General features: G+C 74.9%; 15 protein-coding genes and 1 pseudogene. 6 read left to right on the plus strand and 10 right to left on the minus strand.

Annotation, left to right across the window (positions count from 1 at the left end):
• Positions 1 to 117 precede the first annotated feature (117 nt).
• Together EBO15_RS38610 and EBO15_RS38615 are read right to left on the minus strand one after the other, a co-directional pair.
• Positions 118 to 1,305, minus strand: a complete 1,188-nt coding sequence (locus EBO15_RS38610) for a hypothetical protein (RefSeq protein WP_147481853.1) — start codon at positions 1,303 to 1,305, stop codon at positions 118 to 120.
• A 166-nt stretch (positions 1,306 to 1,471) separates the two neighbouring features.
• On the minus strand, positions 1,472 to 2,071 hold the full coding sequence (locus tag EBO15_RS38615; RefSeq protein WP_122199430.1) for a TetR/AcrR family transcriptional regulator: 600 nt from the start codon (positions 2,069 to 2,071) through the stop codon (positions 1,472 to 1,474).
• 97 nt (positions 2,072 to 2,168) lie between these two features.
• Between EBO15_RS38615 and EBO15_RS38620 the strand changes: the two genes are divergently transcribed.
• The 3 genes from EBO15_RS38620 to EBO15_RS38630 are packed head-to-tail and all read left to right on the plus strand — an operon-like array spanning position 2,169 to position 4,862.
• Entirely contained in the window at positions 2,169 to 3,101 is a 933-nt protein-coding gene (locus tag EBO15_RS38620; protein WP_122199431.1) for an SDR family oxidoreductase, read from the plus strand.
• Positions 3,094 to 4,584: a flavin-containing monooxygenase gene (locus EBO15_RS38625; RefSeq protein WP_122199432.1), complete on the plus strand. Its 1,491-nt coding sequence runs from the start codon at positions 3,094 to 3,096 to the stop codon at positions 4,582 to 4,584. Before EBO15_RS38620 ends, EBO15_RS38625 begins: the two co-directional genes overlap by 8 nt.
• Positions 4,585 to 4,598: 14 nt before the next feature.
• The gene (locus EBO15_RS38630; protein ID WP_122199433.1) at positions 4,599 to 4,862 is read left to right on the plus strand and encodes a hypothetical protein; all 264 of its coding nucleotides are present in this window, start codon (positions 4,599 to 4,601) and stop codon (positions 4,860 to 4,862) included.
• 83 nt (positions 4,863 to 4,945) lie between these two features.
• Here EBO15_RS38630 and EBO15_RS38635 read toward each other — a convergent pair whose 3' ends face one another.
• Positions 4,946 to 5,593 carry a DUF1707 SHOCT-like domain-containing protein gene (locus EBO15_RS38635; RefSeq protein ID WP_233616756.1) on the minus strand — a complete coding sequence of 216 codons (648 nt, stop codon included), beginning with the start codon at positions 5,591 to 5,593 and terminating at the stop codon, positions 4,946 to 4,948.
• A 216-nt stretch (positions 5,594 to 5,809) separates the two neighbouring features.
• On the opposite strand from EBO15_RS38635, the gene EBO15_RS38640 reads away from it, so the two are divergent.
• On the plus strand, positions 5,810 to 7,438 hold the full coding sequence (locus EBO15_RS38640; RefSeq protein ID WP_122199441.1) for an acyl-CoA dehydrogenase family protein: 1,629 nt from the start codon (positions 5,810 to 5,812) through the stop codon (positions 7,436 to 7,438).
• A 70-nt stretch (positions 7,439 to 7,508) separates the two neighbouring features.
• Here EBO15_RS38640 and EBO15_RS38645 read toward each other — a convergent pair whose 3' ends face one another.
• Both EBO15_RS38645 and EBO15_RS38650 read right to left on the minus strand, forming a co-directional pair.
• Positions 7,509 to 8,279 (minus strand): ABC transporter permease, encoded by a 771-nt coding sequence (locus EBO15_RS38645; protein WP_122199434.1) that lies wholly within the window; start codon positions 8,277 to 8,279, stop codon positions 7,509 to 7,511.
• Positions 8,276 to 9,193, minus strand: a complete 918-nt coding sequence (locus tag EBO15_RS38650; protein ID WP_122199435.1) for an ABC transporter ATP-binding protein — start codon at positions 9,191 to 9,193, stop codon at positions 8,276 to 8,278. Before EBO15_RS38650 ends, EBO15_RS38645 begins: the two co-directional genes overlap by 4 nt.
• A gap of 133 nt (positions 9,194 to 9,326) precedes the next feature.
• Here EBO15_RS38650 and EBO15_RS38655 point away from each other — a divergent pair, with 133 nt between their 5' ends.
• Both EBO15_RS38655 and EBO15_RS38660 read left to right on the plus strand, forming a co-directional pair.
• Complete coding sequence (locus EBO15_RS38655; protein WP_158628475.1) at positions 9,327 to 10,562, plus strand: sensor histidine kinase; 1,236 nt, start codon at positions 9,327 to 9,329, stop codon at positions 10,560 to 10,562.
• Positions 10,559 to 11,203, plus strand: coding sequence for a response regulator (locus EBO15_RS38660; RefSeq protein ID WP_122199437.1), 645 nt, complete (start codon positions 10,559 to 10,561; stop codon positions 11,201 to 11,203). Before EBO15_RS38655 ends, EBO15_RS38660 begins: the two co-directional genes overlap by 4 nt.
• Before the next feature lie 926 nt (positions 11,204 to 12,129).
• Here the strand turns inward: EBO15_RS38660 and EBO15_RS38670 are convergent.
• From EBO15_RS38670 to EBO15_RS44710, 5 genes and pseudogenes are all read right to left on the minus strand, one after another.
• A complete protein-coding gene (locus EBO15_RS38670) occupies positions 12,130 to 13,734 on the minus strand; it encodes an ABC transporter ATP-binding protein (RefSeq protein ID WP_122199439.1) in 1,605 nt (534 codons plus the stop codon).
• On the minus strand, positions 13,731 to 14,918 hold the full coding sequence (locus EBO15_RS46955; RefSeq protein WP_199745094.1) for a CbiQ family ECF transporter T component: 1,188 nt from the start codon (positions 14,916 to 14,918) through the stop codon (positions 13,731 to 13,733). Before EBO15_RS46955 ends, EBO15_RS38670 begins: the two co-directional genes overlap by 4 nt.
• The gene (locus EBO15_RS38680) at positions 14,915 to 15,904 is read right to left on the minus strand and encodes an ABC transporter substrate-binding protein (protein ID WP_199745095.1); all 990 of its coding nucleotides are present in this window, start codon (positions 15,902 to 15,904) and stop codon (positions 14,915 to 14,917) included. Before EBO15_RS38680 ends, EBO15_RS46955 begins: the two co-directional genes overlap by 4 nt.
• Complete coding sequence (locus tag EBO15_RS38685) at positions 15,901 to 16,773, minus strand: hypothetical protein (protein ID WP_199745096.1); 873 nt, start codon at positions 16,771 to 16,773, stop codon at positions 15,901 to 15,903. The genes EBO15_RS38680 and EBO15_RS38685 overlap by 4 nt, the downstream gene beginning before the upstream one ends.
• Positions 16,770 to 17,418: pseudogene (locus EBO15_RS44710) on the minus strand (hypothetical protein); the annotation flags it as partial. The gene EBO15_RS38685 and the pseudogene EBO15_RS44710, both read right to left, overlap by 4 nt.

Raw genomic sequence — 17,418 nt, forward strand, 5'->3', positions numbered from 1 at the left:
CCACCAGCGAGGACACGATCTGACCCAAGGACTCCAGGTCCTGGACACGAGAGTGTTCACTCGCCGGCGGCTACCAGGCACCGAGTCTGGCATCACAACCCGACCCGGCAGCTCCCATTAGGACAGGGTCAGGAGGACGGTCGTGACCTTGGCGTTCTGTTCCGGCTCGTCGGCGATCGCGTAGACGCGGCCGGTGCGCGGGTCGCGGGCGACGGCGGTGGCGGCGGCCTTGCCCGGGAGGGCGGCGGCCCGCCAGCGGTGGCCGTCGAAGTGGACGACGCGTCCGCCGTCGTCGGCCGCCCAGAGGCCGCCGTGGCCGTCCTGGACGACCGAGGCGAGCGCCCGCCGGAGGCCGGTCGCCGCGGCCCGGCGCCAGGACCGGCCGTCGTAGTGCAGCACGAGCGGCCCGGCGGCGGACGAGCAGGAGCATCCGGTGCCGCCGGCCGCCCACACGTCCGTGCCGCTCAGCGGTGCGACGGAGCGGACGAAGCCGAGGCGGACGGGCGTGCCCTCGCGGCGCCAGGCGCGGCCGTCCCAGTGGGCGAGGAACGGGGTGGCGTTCTGGTTCGCGCCGCCGAGCGAGCGCTCCCCGGCGACCCACACGTCGTCCGAGGCGCGGGCCGTGATGCCGAAGAGGCCGAGCCTGCGGTCGCCGCCGACGCCCCGGTCCTTCCGGTGCCAGGAGGTGCCGTCGTAGTGCAGGAGGGCCGGGACCTCCTTCGCGCCGCCCGCGCCGGACCCGGCCGCCTCGATCCACACGTCGCGGTCGCCGGTGGCGGCGATCCCGTAGGCGCCGAGGCCTCCGTGGGACGGACGGTCGTCGCGCCTCCAGGTGCGGCCGTCGGTGCTGAGCAGCGGCGAGGCGTTCTGGTCGGACGCCAGGACCCAGGCCCGGTCGCCCGTCGCCGCCACGTCCCCGCCCTCGCTGCGGCCGCGCGCGAGCGGCGCGTCCAGCCTGGCCAGGCGTCCGCCCTGGTAGCGCAGGACGAGGCCGGTCGGCGTCCCGTCCTTGCCGATCGGGCCCTGCGTTCCGGTGACCCACACCGTGCCGTTCGCGGCGGCCAGGCCCGTCAGGTGGGCGGGCTCCTCACCGCCGGACGGCAGCGTGTACCGGCCGAGCACCCGGGCGGACGGGACCCGCGCGGCCTCGCTCGCGTCCAGCCCGGCACGGGCCCGTGCGGACGTTCCCGCCGAACCCGTGCCGAGCGCGACCGCGAGCGTCACCGCCGCGCCGACCGCCGTGACCGCCCCCGCCGTCACGATGGTCGTCCTCGCCCTGCCGGACATGACTCTGCTGGCCTTCATGCCGCTCTCCGCGTTCCCGGTCGCTGTGTAGGGGACGCATGAGACGAGTCTGAAAGTTCCCTACAAGTCTACTGAATTCGCCTCAGCATGCCCGAGCGATCGTTAGCGGCGGGTGAAGTGATCCTTTACGCCGGGCATGCGCGGACCTCCACGCGCCGGCCGGCGCTCAGGGCTGGAGGACGAGGCGGATGACGTCGGTGAGGGCGTGCGGGGAGAGCCCCGGGTCCACGGCGCGCCGGAGTCCGAGGCCGATGCCCAGGCTGAGCAGGGCTTCCGCCAGCTCCTCCGGCGGGAGGGGCAGGACCGTCCCGCGCCGCCGGGCCTCCTCCTCGACGAGCCCGGCGAGCGCCCGCACCCAGTGCCGCCCGCCTTCGGCGACGCGCGCGCGGAGCGCGGGGTCGCGGCGGGTGGCGTGGATCGCGAACTCGGCCTCCAGGAGCGTCCAGCCGGGGTCGCCGATCGTCCGCTCGGCCCAGGCGTCGAAGACGGCGAGCCGGTCGGCCGGGGAGCCCTCGCCGCCGATCGCCTCGACGACAGCGCCGACCTGCTCCGCGCGGACCTCGTCGATGACGGTCTGGCAGAGCTCGTCCTTGGTGGCGAAGTTGGAGTAGACGGCCCCCTTGGAGAAGCCCGCCGCCTCGGCGACCCGGTCGAGCGTCGTGGCGTGGTAGCCGTCCCGCAGGAACAGGCGGCGGGCCGTGGCGACCAGGAGCTCGCGGGTGCGCGCCTGCCGCTCCGCCCTGGTCGGGCCGCTCTCTCGTGCCATGCCGTGCAGTGTACGGGCCCGGGCGCGACCCCGGAGAGTGCTATTGACGCCGCATCCAACACTCAAATACCTTCGGTATCCGAGTTAAGGAGCCCCCATGCGCTATCCCCCCGTGGCGCGGCCCGGAGCCGTCGCCCTCGTCACCGGCGGCGCGCGCGGCATCGGCCGCGAGACCGCGCGCCTGCTCGCCGAACGCGGCGCCCGCGTGGCCGTCGGCGACCTCGACGCGGACGCCGTCGCCCGCACCGCCGCCGAACTCTCGTCCGCGCTCGCCGGGCACGCCGGGCACGCCGGGCACGCCGGGCACGCCGGGCACGCCGGTGAGATCGCCTACGCGGGACGCGTGGACGTCACCGACCGCGCCTCGTTCGCCGCGTTCGCCGAGGCCGTGCGCGAGGCCGCCGGCCCGGTGGACGTGCTGGTCAACAACGCCGGGGTGATGCCGCTCGGCCCCTTCCTGGACGAGCCGGACGAGGTCAGCGCGACCACGATGGACGTCAACGTGCGCGGCCTGGTCAACGGGATGCGGGTCGTCCTGCCCGGGATGGTCGCGCGCGGACGCGGCCACGTCGTCAACGTCTGCTCGCTCGCCGGGAAACTGCCGCTGCCCGGCATGGCCGTCTACAACGCCAGCAAGTACGCGGCGGTCGGGCTGACGGCGTCCGTGCGGGAGGAGATGGCGCCGCACGGGGTCAGCGTCAGCGCCGTCCTGCCGACCGCCGTCCGGACGGGGCTGACCGAGGGCGTCCGGCTCGGTGGCGGGCTGCCGACGATCGATCCGGACCGGGTCGCCGAGGCGATCGTCCGGAGCTGCGTGTCGCGGCGGGCCGAGTACGCCGTCCCGGGCTGGCTCGCGGTCGTCGAACCGGCGCTCGCGGTCGCGCCCGAGGCGGCCGTCCGCGTCTTCCGCAGGCTGATGGACGGCGACCGCGCCTACCGGCAGACCTTCGGCGCGCGCGGCGCCCACGACGAGCGCGTGGCACAGCAGGCGTCCCGGCGGCGTACCGCCCCGGAGGCGCGGAATGCCTGAGATCGTGGTCGTCGGGGCCGGGTTCTCGGGGCTGTGCGTGGGGATCCAGTTGCTGCGGCGCGGGATCCGCGACTTCGTGATCCTGGACGCGGCGGAGAGCGTCGGCGGCGTCTGGCGGCACAACACCTATCCGGGCGTGGCCGTCGACATCCCGTCCGCGACCTACAGCTACTCGTTCGAGCCGAATCCGTCCTGGTCACGGGCGTTCGCGCCGGGCGAGGAGGTGCGCGCGTACGCCGAGCACTGCGCAACCGAGTACGGCCTGCGCCCGCACCTGCGCCTGAACACCCGCGTCGAGCGGGCCGTCTTCGACGAGGACGCGCACCGGTGGCGCATCACCACCTCAGGCGGCGAGACCTCGGACGGCGAGCTGGACGCGCGGTTCCTGGTGTGCGCGGTCGGGCCTCTCGACCAGCCGAAAGACCCTGACATCCCCGGGCTGGCCGACTTCGCGGGCAGGATCGTCCACACGGCGCGCTGGGACCATGGGCACGACCTGCGCGGCGAGCGCGTCGCGGTGGTCGGGACGGGCGCGTCCGGGCTGCAGGTGATCCCCGAGATCGCCGAGCGGGCCGCGCACCTGGACGTCTACCAGCGGACGCCGATCTGGGTCTTCCCGAAGGTCGACTTCGAGATCCCGCGCGCCGTCCGGCGGCTGTTCCGGGCACTGCCGCCCGTGCAGCGGCTCGTCCGGCTGGTGACGACGGCGGCGTCCGAGGTGGTGATGGTGCTCGGGATCGTCCACTACAGCAAGGCGCCTTTCCTCGTGCGCGCGGCGGAGCTGCTCTGCCGCGCGCACCTGCGGCGGCAGGTCCCGGACCGCGCGACGCGGCGCGCGCTGACCCCGCGCTACGGCTTCGGATGCAAGCGGCCGTCGTTCTCCAACCGCTACTTCCCGGCGTTCACCAGGAAGGACGTCGAGCTGGTCACCGACCCGATCGCGCGCGTCACGGCGTCCGGGATCGTCACCCGGGACGGCACGGAGCGGCCCGCCGACACCCTCGTCCTGGCGACCGGGTTCAAGATCCTGGAACGGGGCGCGACGCCGCCGTTCCCGGTCGTCGGGCTCGGCGGCGTCGAGCTGGGCGAGCACTGGGACCGCGAGCGCTACCACGCCTACGAGGGCCTCTCGGTGCCGTTCGTCCCGAACTTCTGGATGATGAACGGCCCGTACACGGTCACCGGCGCGTCCTGGTTCTCGATCATCGAGGCCGGGACGACGCACATCGTCCGGGTACTGGCGGAGGCGCGGCGGCGGCGGGCGCGGCGGGTCGCGGTGCGGCCCGCCCCGCACGACGCGTTCACCGCCGACATGCGCCGCCGGATGCGCGGGACGATCCTCGCCCAGCCGAGCTGCGCCCGGTCCAACAGCTACTACTTCGACCGACGCGGGGAGGCGCCGTACATCCGTCCCCAGTCCGGTCTGTACGTTTGGCGCCGATCCCGCACCTTCGACCTCGACGACTACGAGTTCACCCGATGAGAGGACGTCCCCCCATGGCTCTGCTCCGCAAGGCCGGAATCGCGCTGGCCGCCACGGGCGCCGCCCACTTCGCCGCGCCCAAGATGTTCGAGCCGATCTCGCGGGCCGGTTTCCCGAAGGACACCGCGACCTGGATCAAGCGGAACGGCGCGACCGAGCTCGCCCTCGGCGCCGCGCTCACCACGAGGCGGACCCGCAAGGCCGGGCTGGTCGGCGTGGCCGCCTACTTCGGCTGGCTCGGCGCGCGCGTCGCCTACCACCGCAAGAACGCCGCCTGATCACCCCTCCGGCCCCTCCCACCACGGGAGGGGCCGAACGGGCGGACGGGCAGGACGGTCGGGCAGGCGGGCCGGGCGGGCCGCTACCACCAGGGGGCGGGCTCCTGGTCGACGATCTTGATGTCGCCGAGGTAGGCGTTCGCCCGGATCCGGACGACCGGGATGTGCGGGCCCGCCGGGGCCTCGCGCGCCGACACCCGGCGGTCGCCGAGGACGGCGTGCCCGGTCAGCTCCACCAGCGCCCCGGCCGGGACGATCACCGTGACGTCCCCGAGGACCGCGTTCGCCACGACGCTGACCGCTCCGGTCGGCACGTGGGCGGCGCGCAGGTCCACCTTGACGTCGCCGAGGACGGCCAGGATCTCCAGCTCCTCGTCGACGCGCCCGACGATCCGCTCGGTCACGTCGCCGAGGACGGCGCTGAACCGGCGGGTCTTCAGCAGCGGGGCGGGCTCGGCGCGCGGCGCGCCCATGCCGGGAAGATCGGCGACGACCTCCTCGAGGGCGCCGCGGGTGACCGCCGCGTAGGCGGCCTCGGTGCGCTCGGCCAGCTCCCCGAACGTCAGCCGGCCCTCGACGGAGGCGACGCGGAGACGTTCGACCACCGCCTCGCGCTCGGCGTCCGAGGCACGGATCCCCGGGTCCGGACGCGGGTCCGGACGGCGGTCCGGGGGCCGCTCGGAGGGCGGGGTGGCGGGAGTCCGCGCCGGCTGCGGGGTGGGCTGACTCATGCTTCCGACGTTATGCCCCCGGAACCGCCGAACAATCCACCGGGGGGACGAGATCCGTCCCGCCCTCGGGGAGGATCCGGACGCGTGCTACACCTTCCCTGCACATGTATCGATTATGTAAGGTCGAAGGTGGGGCGACCGCTCACGGCCCGTCCGGAGCCGCCCGGAGCCGTCCGGGGCCGCCCGTCCACCACCGCCGTCCGTGAGGAGCCCGCCGTGCCGACCCACGAGGTGTTCAACCAGGTCCCCCCGCTGATCGGGCACGACGTCGCGGAGGATCCCGCGCTGCTCGACGGCCTCGCCCGCGAGGGGGCCGCCTGGGCCGCCCCCGAGGTCCACGAGCTCGGCGTCCTCGGCGGCACCGAGCGGGCCCAGGAGTGGGGGCGGCTCGCCAACGAGAACCCGCCCGTCCTGCGCACCCACGACCGCTACGGCCACCGCGTGGACGAGATCGAGTACCACCCGTCCTGGCACGAGCTGATGAACGTCGCCGTCACCCACGGCCTCCACGGCACGCCCTGGGCGGACGACCGTCCCGGCGCGCACGTCGCCCGCGCCGCCAAGTTCTACGTGTGGCGGGTCGACGCCGGGCACGGCTGCCCGATCTCCATGACCTACGCGTCCGTCCCGGCGCTGCGGCAGTCCCCCGAGCTCGCCGCCCAGTACGAGCCGCTGCTCGCCAAGACCGAGTACGACTACGGCCTGCGCGCCCCGCTCGGCAAGAACGCCCTGCTCGCGGGCATGTCGATGACCGAGAAGCAGGGCGGGTCGGACGTCCGCGCGAACACCACCCGCGCCACCCTCCACCCGGACGGCACCTACACGCTCGTCGGGCACAAGTGGTTCACCAGCGCCCCGATGTGCGACCTGTTCCTCACCCTCGCGCAGACCGACGCGGGCGTGACCTGCTTCCTCGTCCCCCGCGTCCTGCCGGACGGCACGCTCAACCCGCTCCGCCTCATGCGGCTGAAGGACAAGCTGGGCAACAAGTCCAACGCCTCGTCCGAGATCGAGTACGAGAACGCCGTCGCCTACCGCGTCGGCGAGGAGGGACGCGGCGTCCGGACCATCATCGAGATGGTCAACATGACCCGCCTGGACTGCGTCATCGGCGCGGCGTCCGGGATGCGCGCGGGCGTCACCATGGCCGCCCACCACGCCGCGCACCGCCGGACGTTCGGCAGGTACCTCTCCGAGCACGCCCTCATGCGCAACGTCCTGGCGGACCTGTCGCTGGAGTCGGAGGCCGCGACCGTCCTGATGACCCGACTCGCCGGGGCCACCGACCGGTCCGTCCGCGGCGACGCGTCCGAGACCGCCTTCAAGCGCCTCGCGCTCGCCGTCAGCAAGTACTGGGTCTGCAAGCGCTGGCCGTCGCACGCCGCCGAGTCCCTCGAGTGCCTCGGCGGCAACGGCTACGTCGAGGACTCCGGCATGCCGCGCCTGTTCCGCGAGAGCCCCCTCAACTCCATCTGGGAGGGCTCGGGCAACGTCGCGGCGCTGGACATCCTGCGCGCGATGGCGAAGGAGCCCGAGACCGTCGAGGCGTTCTTCACCGAGGTCGGCCTCGCCGCGGGCGCCGACGCCCGCCTGGACGACGCCGTCCGCCGCGCCAAGGACGCGCTCACCGACCTCGGCACGATCGAGCTGCGCGCGCGGCGCATCGCCGAGCAGCTCGCGCTGATCCTCCAGGGGTCCCTGCTCGTCCGGCACGGCCACCCGGCCGTCGCGGACGCGTTCTGCGCCACCCGCCTCTCCGGCGACTGGGGCATCGCGTTCGGCACGCTCCCGGCGGGCCTCGACCTCACGCCGCTGATCGACCGCGCCACCCCGAAGATCTCCTGAGGCCGACGCGTCCCGGCGGGCCTGCCGAAGGCCGCCCGCCGGGACGCTCGTGTGGGGCCCGGGGTTCCGGTCAGACGTCCCGGCGGCCGATGACCAGCGCGGCGAGTCCGAGGAGGACGACCAGGTAGGCCAGGCATTCGAGGGCGGCCGCCGTGGGCCCCGGCAGGGCAGCGGAGGCGCCTCGTGTACTGGTCAGGCCCTTGAGGATCTGCAGCGGCGTCCAGCGCCCGGCCGCGTCGGCCGCGCCGCCGAGGGCCCCGGTGACCAGGTTCGCGCCGACGTACAGTCCGAGGAAGGCGGCCGTGGCGGCCGTCGCGCGCCGCAGGACGATGCCGATCGCCAGCCCGGCGAGCGCGGTCACCGCCAGGAACGCCCCCGCGCCGGCGACGGCGCGCGCCGCGCCCGGATCGCCGAGGCCGACGGCGAGGTGCTTGCCCGCCAGCATCCGCTGCGCGGTGAGGAACGTCGCCAGCGAGAGCACGAGCCCCACCAGCAGCGCCGCGCCTCCGACGACGGCCGCCTTGGCCGCGAGGACGGCGCGGCGGCGCGGCACGGCGAGGAAGGTCGTGCCGATCAGCCCGCTGCCGTACTCGGACGTCGCGCTCAGCGTCCCGAGCACCCCGACGGCCAGCACGACGATCAGGAACCCGCCGCTGTAGCAGTAGCCCGCCGCGTCGTAGCGGGCCAGCTGCGCGGCGCTCATCGCCGACCGGGCGGGGTCGCTCGCGAACGGCGCCACCGCGAGCACGAACGACGCCGCGCACGCCAGCGGCAGCGTGACCCGCATCGAGTTCACCGACCGGAGCTTCAGCCACTCCGACGCCATCGCCCCGCGCATCATCGCCGCCCTCCGTCGCCGGCCCGGTACTCCACCGCGTTCTCGGTCGCCTCGAAGTACGCCTGTTCCAGCGTCGCGCGGCGGACCGCGAGCTCGTGGACGGCCACGTCCGCCCGGGCCGCGAGGTCGCCGATCCGGCGCGGGGCCAGGCCGCGCACCGCCAGCGCGCCGTCCGCCTCGGACGCCACGTCCCCTCCGGCCCCGACCAGGACGGACGCCAGCCGTCCGGGGTCGTCCACGCGGACGAGGACGTCGGTGCGCGACGCGCCGCGCACGAACTCGGCCATGCCGGTGTCGGCGATCAGCCGTCCCCGGCCGATCACGATCAGGTGGTCGGCGGTCTGCTCCATCTCGGTCATCAGGTGGCTGCTGACCAGCACGGCCCTCCCCTCGGCCGCCATCCCCCGCAGCAGGTTCCGGATCCACTGGATCCCCTCCGGGTCCAGGCCGTTGACCGGTTCGTCCAGGATGACGGCCGGCGGGTCGCCGAGCAGCGCGGCGGCGATGCCGAGCCGCTGGCGCATGCCGAGGGAGAAGCCGCCCACGCGGCGGCGGGCGACCGGCGTGAGCCCGGTCAGCTCCAGGACCGCGCCGACCCGGGCGGCGGAGATCCCGGTGGTGAGGGCGATCGACCGCAGGTGGTCGCGCGCGGTGCGCCCGGGATGCACCGCGCCCGGGTCGAGCATCGCGCCCACCTCGTGCAGCGGACGCCGGAGTTCGGAGTAGGGACGGCCGCCGACCAGGGCGTGACCGCCGGTCGGATGGGCGAGGCCGAGGATCATGCGCAGGGTGGTGGACTTCCCCGATCCGTTCGGACCGAGGAAGCCGGTCACCCGGCCGGGCTTGACCACCAACGACAACCGGTCCACGGCGGTCGTGGACCCGTAGCGCTTGGTGAGCTCGTGGGTTTCGATCATGCCGTCCAGGCTGGCGCCGCCCGCCACGCCCGCGCGTCTGGCCGCGGAGGTGTCTCGGCCCCGGGGAATCCGCCCACGGATGTATGACCGTGGGAGGACGCGGCGGACGCCGTCCTCGTCCTACTTTGGGGAGATGCATGACGAACGGCCGCCCCACCGGCTCGCCCTCGGCGGCCCGCGTCCGCCGCTGGGCAAGCGGCTGCGGCCCTGGCACTGGGTCGCGATCGACGGCGCCGTCGCCGTCGTGCTCGGCGCGATCGTGCTCCGGGCCATGGCGCACCTGTACGGCGCCTACAACCCTCATCACCTCGGGTTCCCCCGGCCGTCGCCGCTGATGTCCGCCCTCGCCGTCCTCGCCGTGGTGACGGCCTGCGCCGGGCTCGTGCTGCGCCGTCCGCGTCCGTCCGCCGGGGCCGCCGCGCTCTGGTGCGGCTGGACGCTGCTCGTCACGGTGGCCGGACGATACGCGCTCGCCGTCCCCGCCGGGACGGCCATGGTCGTGGCCGCCACCCTGCTCGTCTACCAGATCTCCGCCACGCGGCCGCTGCGCTGGGCCGCCGCCGCGTTCGGGCTCACGCTCGGCTCGGCGCTCCTGACGGCGCCGCTCGGCTCGTCCGATCTCCAGCAGGGCGCCGTGGTCTGCGCGTTCGCCGTGTCGGTGGCGGCGGTGACGGGGCGGCTCGTCCACCGCAACCGGACGTACGCCGCCGAGCTCCGCCGCCACCAGGCCGCGCTGCTGCACGGTGAGCTGACGCAGCAGCGGCTGCGCGTCGCCCGGGAGGTCCACGACGTGATCGCGCACAGCATGAGCGTCGTGGGCGTCCAGTCCGGATACGGCCGGTTCGTGATCGACAAGGACCCCGCCCTGGCCGCCGAGGCGCTGGACAACATCCGGCAGGTCAGCCACGACTCGCTCCGGGAACTGCGCGGCCTGCTGGCGGTCCTGCGCACGACCGCCGACGACGGCGTCGCGCCGCCCGCGCCGGGGCTCGCCGACCTCGGGCCGCTGGCCGACCGGATCGGGCGGGCGGGCGTCCGCGTCGACCTCACGGTCACCGGCGACACCGGCGACCTGCCGCCCGGCGTGGCCCTGGCCGCCTACCGCATCGTCCAGGAGGCGCTGACCAACGTCGTGAGACACGCGGGGTCGGCCACCGCGAACGCCGCCGTCACCCGGACCGCCGAGGTCCTGACGATCGCGGTCCGCGACGACGGCCCGGGGCCGTCCGGGCACACGGGTGAAGGCCACGGGCTCGCCGGGATCGCCGAGCGCGCCGCCCTCCACGGCGGCCGCGTCGAGGCGGGGCCCGCCGAGGGCGGCGGCTTCCTGGTCCGGGCCGTCCTGCCGCTCACCGGGGACGCGCGGTGACCGTCCGGGTCGTGGTCGCCGACGACCAGACCCTCGTGCGCGCCGGATTCGCCGGGATCATCCGCGCCGCCGAGGGGTTCACCGTCGTGGCCGAGGCCGCGAACGGCCGCGAGGCCGTGCAGGCCGCCCGCCCCCACCGGCCGGACGTGGTGCTCATGGACGTCCGCATGCCCGTCATGGACGGCATCGCGGCCACCCGCGAGGTCACGTCCACCACCTCGGCGAAGGTCCTCGTCCTCACCACCTTCGACATCGACGCCTACGTCTACGAGGCGCTGCGCGCGGGGGCGGGCGGCTTCGTCCTCAAGGACGTCTCACCGGACGACCTGCTGGCCGGGATCCGGGCCGTCGTCCGCGGGGACGCGCTCCTCGCCCCGACCGTCACCCGCCGCCTCATCGACGCCTTCACCGCCCGTCCGCCCGCGCCGTCCGCGGACCGCCTGGGCATCACCGGCCGGGAGCTCGACGTCCTCACCCTCATCGCGGCGGGCCACACCAACTCCGAGATCGGGGCGCGCCTGCACATCACCGAGGGCACGACCAAGACCCACGTCAGCCGCCTCCTCGCCAAACTCCAGGCCCGGGACCGCGTCCACCTCGTCATCATCGCCCACCGCCACGGCATCGCCCCCGCGCGCTGACGGTCCCCCCGGGACGCGTCGCGGGCCACGGCGGCCCGCGGCGCGTTCGGCGCGGGCCGCCGTGGCCGGGCCGAAGGTCGGGGCCACGCCGTAGGAGGCTTTGCGGGACGCGCGGCGCAGCGTCGTCAGCACGGCGGGACCGAGGACGACGATGGCGATGGAGTTGGTGATGGCACGGCCGGTGTCCCACCCGGCGGTGGACGTCAGCAGGGTGAACACCGTGAACCTCCGGAGGTTGTCCCAGAGGGGCGCGCCCGGCACGTAGGAGAGGTGCCCGTGGTAGTACGGGACCTCGGCGCCGGTGATGAACGGCCAGAACCACAGGTTCATCAGGAAGCCGAACAGGTAGGCCACGACGATGCCGTAGGCGACCAGCATGGCGATCTCGGCCTTGCCCGTGATCCGGCGCGGCAGCAGGCCCGCGCCCATGCCGATCCACGCCGAGCACATCATCTGGAACGGCAGCCACGGCCCCACCCCCGCGGTCAGCAGCGCCGACGCGAACAGGGACGTGCAGCCGAGCGCGAAGCCGAAGCCGGCGCCGAAGACCCGTCCGGCGAGCACGAGCATGAAGAACACCGTCTCGATGCCGGCGGTGCCCGCGCCGAGCGGCCGGAGCGCCGCGTTCACCGCCGACAGGACGCCCAGCATCGCCAGGGCCTTGGAGTCCATGCCCCCCTCGGTCAGCTCGGCCAGGACCACGATGATCACCACGGGCAGGATGCCGACGAAGACGAAGGGCGCGTCGGGTCCGTGCTGCATGCTCTGCGGCTGCACCCGGACCAGCAGCGGCCAGACGAACATCATCAGTCCGGCCGCCGAGGCGAGCGTGAGCACCACCGCCGACCGCGGCCCGAGCCGGACGGCCTGGTCGGCCCGTCCCCACACGCGCCGTCGCGGCGCGGCCGCGCCCTCACCGCGCGCGCTCATCGGACGGCCTCGGGCAGCGCGGCGTCGACGTCGGCGACGGTGAGCCAGCCGGGGCCGAGGATCTTCGCGGTCTGCGGGGCGAAGGCCGGGGATCCGCCGAGCACGTCGGCGGCGGGGCCGTCCGAGACGATCTCTCCTTCGGCCATGACGGCGACGCGGTCGGCGACGGCGGCGACGAACTCCACGTCGTGGGTGGCGACGACGACGGCCCGGCCCTCGGCGGTCAGGCCCCCGATCGCCGCCGCGAGCGCGGTCTTGGCGTCGTAGTCCAGGCCGCGGGTCGGCTCGTCCAGCAGCATGACCCGCGGCGAGGCGGTGAGCTGGACGGCCAGCACCAGCGCCAGGCGCTGCCCCTCCGACAGGTCGCGCGGATGCGCGGCCGGGTCGATGCCGGGCGCGATCCGGTCGAGCAGCTCCCGGCAGGAACCGGCGGGCACGCCCGACTCGAGGTCGGCGGCGCGGCACTCGTCGGCGACGTGTTCGAGATAGAGCAGGTCACCGGCGCTCTGCGGGACGAGCCCGACGCGTTTGCGCGCCTCGCCGTCCGGCAGCCGCTTGGGGTCGGCGCCGGCGACGTCCACCGTGCCGCCCTGCCGGGGGCCGGAGCCCTGCAACGCCCACAGCAGGGACGACTTGCCCGATCCGTTGCGGCCCATCAGCGCCAGGACTCCGCCCGCGCGCAGGTCGAGGTCGACTCCGCGGACCGCGACGGCCGGCCCGTAGCGCACGACGACGCCTTCGCCGCGCAGAAGCGTCTCGCCGGGCACGGGATCGGCCCGCCGTGGCCGGGACGCCAGTGCCTCGCGCAGGGGCCGGGCACGGCGGCGGGCGTCGCGCACCGACATCGGCAGCGGATCCCAGCCCGCCAGGCGGCCGAGCGCGACGATGGGCGGGGCGATCGGCATGTCCCGGAGCACGTCGGGCGGAGCCCCGTCGGCGACGCCTCCATCGCCTCGGACGTAGAGCATCCGGTCGGCGAACGGGATGACGCGTTCCATCCGGTGTTCCGCCATGACCACCGTCGTGCCGAGGTCCTCCACCAGCCGAGCGAGTGTCGCCAGCACCTCCTCGGCCGCCGTGGGGTCGAGCGCCGAGGTGGGCTCGTCCAGCACGAGCACCTGCGGGTGGACGGTCAGCACCGACCCGATCGCCACCCGCTGCTGCTGCCCGCCGGACAGCGTCCGCAGCGCGCGTCGTCGCAGGTCGGCGATGCCGAGCAGGTCCAGGGTCTCCTCGACGCGGCGGCGCATCACCTGCGGGCGCAGCCCGAGCTGCTCCATGCCGTAGGCGAGTTCCTCCTCGACGGTGTCGGTCACGAACCCCGCGAGGGGGTCCTGCCCGACCATGCCGACCAGGTGCGCGAACTCGCGGGGAGGACGCGTGCCGGTGGTGAGGCCGCCGACCTCGACGGTGCCTTCCAGGTGACCGCCGGTGAAGTGCGGGACCAGCCCGTTGAGCAGGCCCAGCAACGTGGACTTCCCGGCGCCGGTGCGGCCCGCGACCAGCACCAGCTCGCCCTCGCCGACGGTCAGGTCCACCCCGGTCAGGACGGGATCCGCCTGCCCGTGGTACCAGAAGCCGACGTCCTTCAGACGGATCATGCGTGGGCCTTCTCGACGGCGGGCGGCTCGCGCCCGGGGACGGTGGCAGTGGGCCCGGAAGCGGTGGGCCCGGGGACGGTGGGCTCGGGACGCGGGGTGAGGTGGGCGGGCAGGACACCGGCCAGCACGCCGAGCAGCGGCGTCCAGGACAGCATCGGCCACGACAGGTCCGTCAGCGACGGGTTGAGGTTGGTCGGGTCCACGCTGGACGTCGCGAACAGCGCGGCGGCGACGGCGACGCCGCAGGCCGCGACGAGGATCTCGGCGAGCCCCCAGCGGTCCGGGCGGTAGCGGGTGCGGCGGACGCGGCGTCCGGCGAACCAGAACCCGGTCAGCGCCACCAGGACCCCGCCGGTCAGCACGGGGAACGCCAGGTAGCGCGGTGTCGAGCCGTCGAGGGTGGCGTACACGCCGACGCACAGCCCGCTCAGTCCGGCGATCATCAGCAGGCCGGTGGCGGCGCGGGCGCGGGCGGGGACGGCCCCGGCGCGCCCGTATCCGCGCACGTCCATCGACGCCGCCAGGTGCATCGACCGCTCCAGGGCGTCCTCCAGGACGGGGATCACCACCGTCCGCAGCGCGCGGTACCTGCCGCCGCCGCCCATCCCGCCGCGCAGCCTCCGCGCCCGCCGGACCCGCAGCACGCTCTCGGCGAGCTGCGGGAACACCGACAGTGCGACGACCACGGCGGTGCCGATCTCGTACAGCGCCGGGGGCATCGCCTTCAGCAGCCGCTTGGGGTTGGCCAGGGCGTTGCCCGCGCCCAGGCAGATCACCATGGTCGCCAGCCGCAGCCCGTCGTAGAGGCCGCCGAGCAGCGACTCGGCCGACACGTCCCCGAACAGGCGGATGCCCGCCGCCCACGCGGGCAGCGGGATCTCCGGCAGCCGCAGGATCACCGTCGATCCCTCGGCGCCGCCGAAGACCAGCCGGAACAGGACGCGCCCGGAGACGATCACGACGCCGAGCACGACGTACACGCGGAACGCCATCGCCCACGGCGCGTCCGGACGGCGGGCCACCACGACGTGGCAGACGACGGCGAGGATCGTCAGCAGCAGCCACGGGTTCGTGGTGCGGCTCGCCGCCACGGCCAGGCCCAGCGTCCACACCCACCACGCGGCCGGATGCAGGTCCCGGGGGAGGAAGTACGCCGCCATGCGGGCGGCGGGCCGTGCCGTCATGCGTCCCTCGCGCGCCTGCGGCGGCGCGCGACCGCCCAGGACGCGGCGGCCAGCGCGACGGCGGCCCCGCCCGCGGCCCACGGGGCGTAGTCGCTCGCGCCGGACTGCTTCTTCAGGACGTCGTCGACGTCCGGCTGGTTCTCGCCGCCGCTGAAGGCGACGTTGCGGGCCGGGTCGTCGGCCGTCGAGCCGTCGCGCGGACGGGGCGGCGGGAGCTTCCCGCCACGCGTCACCGGGTCGTCACCGCCTCCTCCTCCGCCGCCCTGACCGCCTCCCGTGCCGCCGCCGTTCCCGGTGTTCCCGTTCGAGCCGCCGCCCGGGTCCGTGCCGCCCGGCTGCGCACCGGGTCCGTTCCGCGTGTTCGGCTGGCGCTCGTTCGGGTCGTCGCCGCTCGGCGGCGGTTCGTCCGGCGCGTTGCACGGCTGCCCGGCGGTGCCCGGACGCACCGCCGCGACCCGCGGCTTCGGATTGGTGTCGGCGGTCGCGTTGAGGGAGAACGACCAGCCCTCGAACCCGCCCTGGACGAAGTCGCGGTTCTTCACGCCCCACTGGCTGTACTCCCAGGCGCAGTTGTTGCCCGCGTGCCAGTACGACCAGTACCCGGAGGCGGGCGGGGTGTCCACGCACGCCTCCCGGTAGCCGGAGTTCCCCTTGATCGGGATCTTCTCGACCGCCGACGGGCGGTTCTCGATCCGGCAGATGAACGCCTCACCCCAGCGCTGCACGCCCGCGATCTGGAACCCCGCGTTCTTCAGCGCGTCCAGCCCGGTGCCACGCCCCGCCTGCGGATCGCAGCGGACGATGGTGGTGCCGCCGAGCGCCTGGAAGTCGACCACGACCGTGACCCCGGTGCCGGACGCGCAGAACCCGGGACGGCCCTTCGACGGATCGATCGCGTAGGCGTCCGGGGCGGCCGTCACCGCCGCGGCCGCGAGCGCGGCCGCGGCGGTGACGGCGCCCGCCCGGCGCGCCGGGGACACGCTCACTTGACGGTGAGCGTCGCGGTCGAGGTCGCGGTGCCCGCGGTCCCGGTCGCCGAGATCTTGTAGGTGTAGGTGCCCCTCGCGGTCGGCGTGATCGACTTGGTGCCGCCGGGGACGGCCAGCGTCCCCGACCAGGAGCCGCCGCCGGACGCGGGCGACACCGCGCTCGCGGTCAGGCCCGTCGCCTGGTTGGACGTCCAGGTCAGCGTGGTGCTCTCCCCCAGGTTGATCGTGCGGTCCAGGTCGTTCACCGACAGGCTCACCGACGGGCGTCCCGGCTGGACGGCCGGGTTGCGGGGCGTCACACGCGGCGCCGGGTTGGTGTCGACGCCCCGGTTCAGCGAGAACGACCAGCCCTCGAACCCGCCCGGCACGACGTTGCGGTTCGCCGCGCCGTAGCTGCTGTAGGTCCAGGAGTTCCCGGAGCCGTCGGCGTTCCAGTACGACCAGTAGGCCGCCCCGGGCGGGGTGATGACGCACGCCTCCTTGTAGCCGGGGTTCCCGGTGATCGGGATGCTCTCGGTGGCCGAGGGGCGGCCGTTGAGCCGGCACACGAACGCCAGTCCCCATTGCGCGGCGCCGGTGACGGCGATCCCGGCGTCCTGGAGGGCCTGGATGCCGGTCCGCTGCGCGCCGGGCGTCGGGTTCGGGGAGCACTTGGTGAGCGTCGGCGCGGGCGTGCCGCCGTTGCCGTTCAGTTCCTGGAAGTCGATGACGACGGTGACGCCGGTGAGCGCGTCGGCGCCCGTGCAGATCCCGTCGTAGGCGGCCGCCACTCGCGGCGCGGCGGCAGGGGCCGCAGCGGCCTGCGCCGCCGGGACGCAGACGAGCAGCAGGGTCAGGCCGCCGGCGGCCGCGATCACGGATCTCATGACTGGGGGTTCCCCTTCGGTGAGTCGCCGCCCGGTGCGTCGGACGGCGGCGTGGTGATGATGTGAGCGGTGGACGATGCGCCAGGTGGCGAGGGCGGGGAAGGCACACCGGAGGGTGCGGCCACGGAGGCGAGCTCCGCGGGGACGGCAACGGGGGCCTCGGGTGAGGGGCCGCTGCCCCGCGGCCGCCTGGACCTCCTGCGGCGGACGACGAGGTACACGCCCCCGCCCGTGAGGAAGGCGGCGAGCGCGGCGGCTCCGGAGGCCATCAGCCAGGTCGACGTCCGCCAGCCGGAACCGGACCCGGCCGGGGACAGCGCGGCGACCTGCTGGATCGACAGGCCGACCGGCGAGTTCTGGGCCGTCAGCCACGACCGTCCGGACACTCCGGGGGCCGCGGCGATGCTCGTGGGAACGTCGCTGGCCGTGCCGCCCGGCTTGGCCATGCCGCCGTCCGGGCGCAGCAGCGTTCCCAGGGCGCGGACGACGCCGTCGGCGTTCAGCCCGGCGGCGAGGCGCGCGGTGGCGACGTCGGCGCTGCGCGCCGCGTCCACCGTGCCGCCCGTCCCGTGGACGACGCCGTCCGACCCGGACAGGCGGGCGAGGCCGGTGACGGCCCTGGCCAGCGCCGACCGCCGGGTCCGC

Source organism: Actinomadura harenae, assembly GCF_003696215.1.
In the GTDB taxonomy this organism is placed as follows: Bacteria; Actinomycetota; Actinomycetes; order Streptosporangiales; family Streptosporangiaceae; genus Spirillospora; species Spirillospora harenae.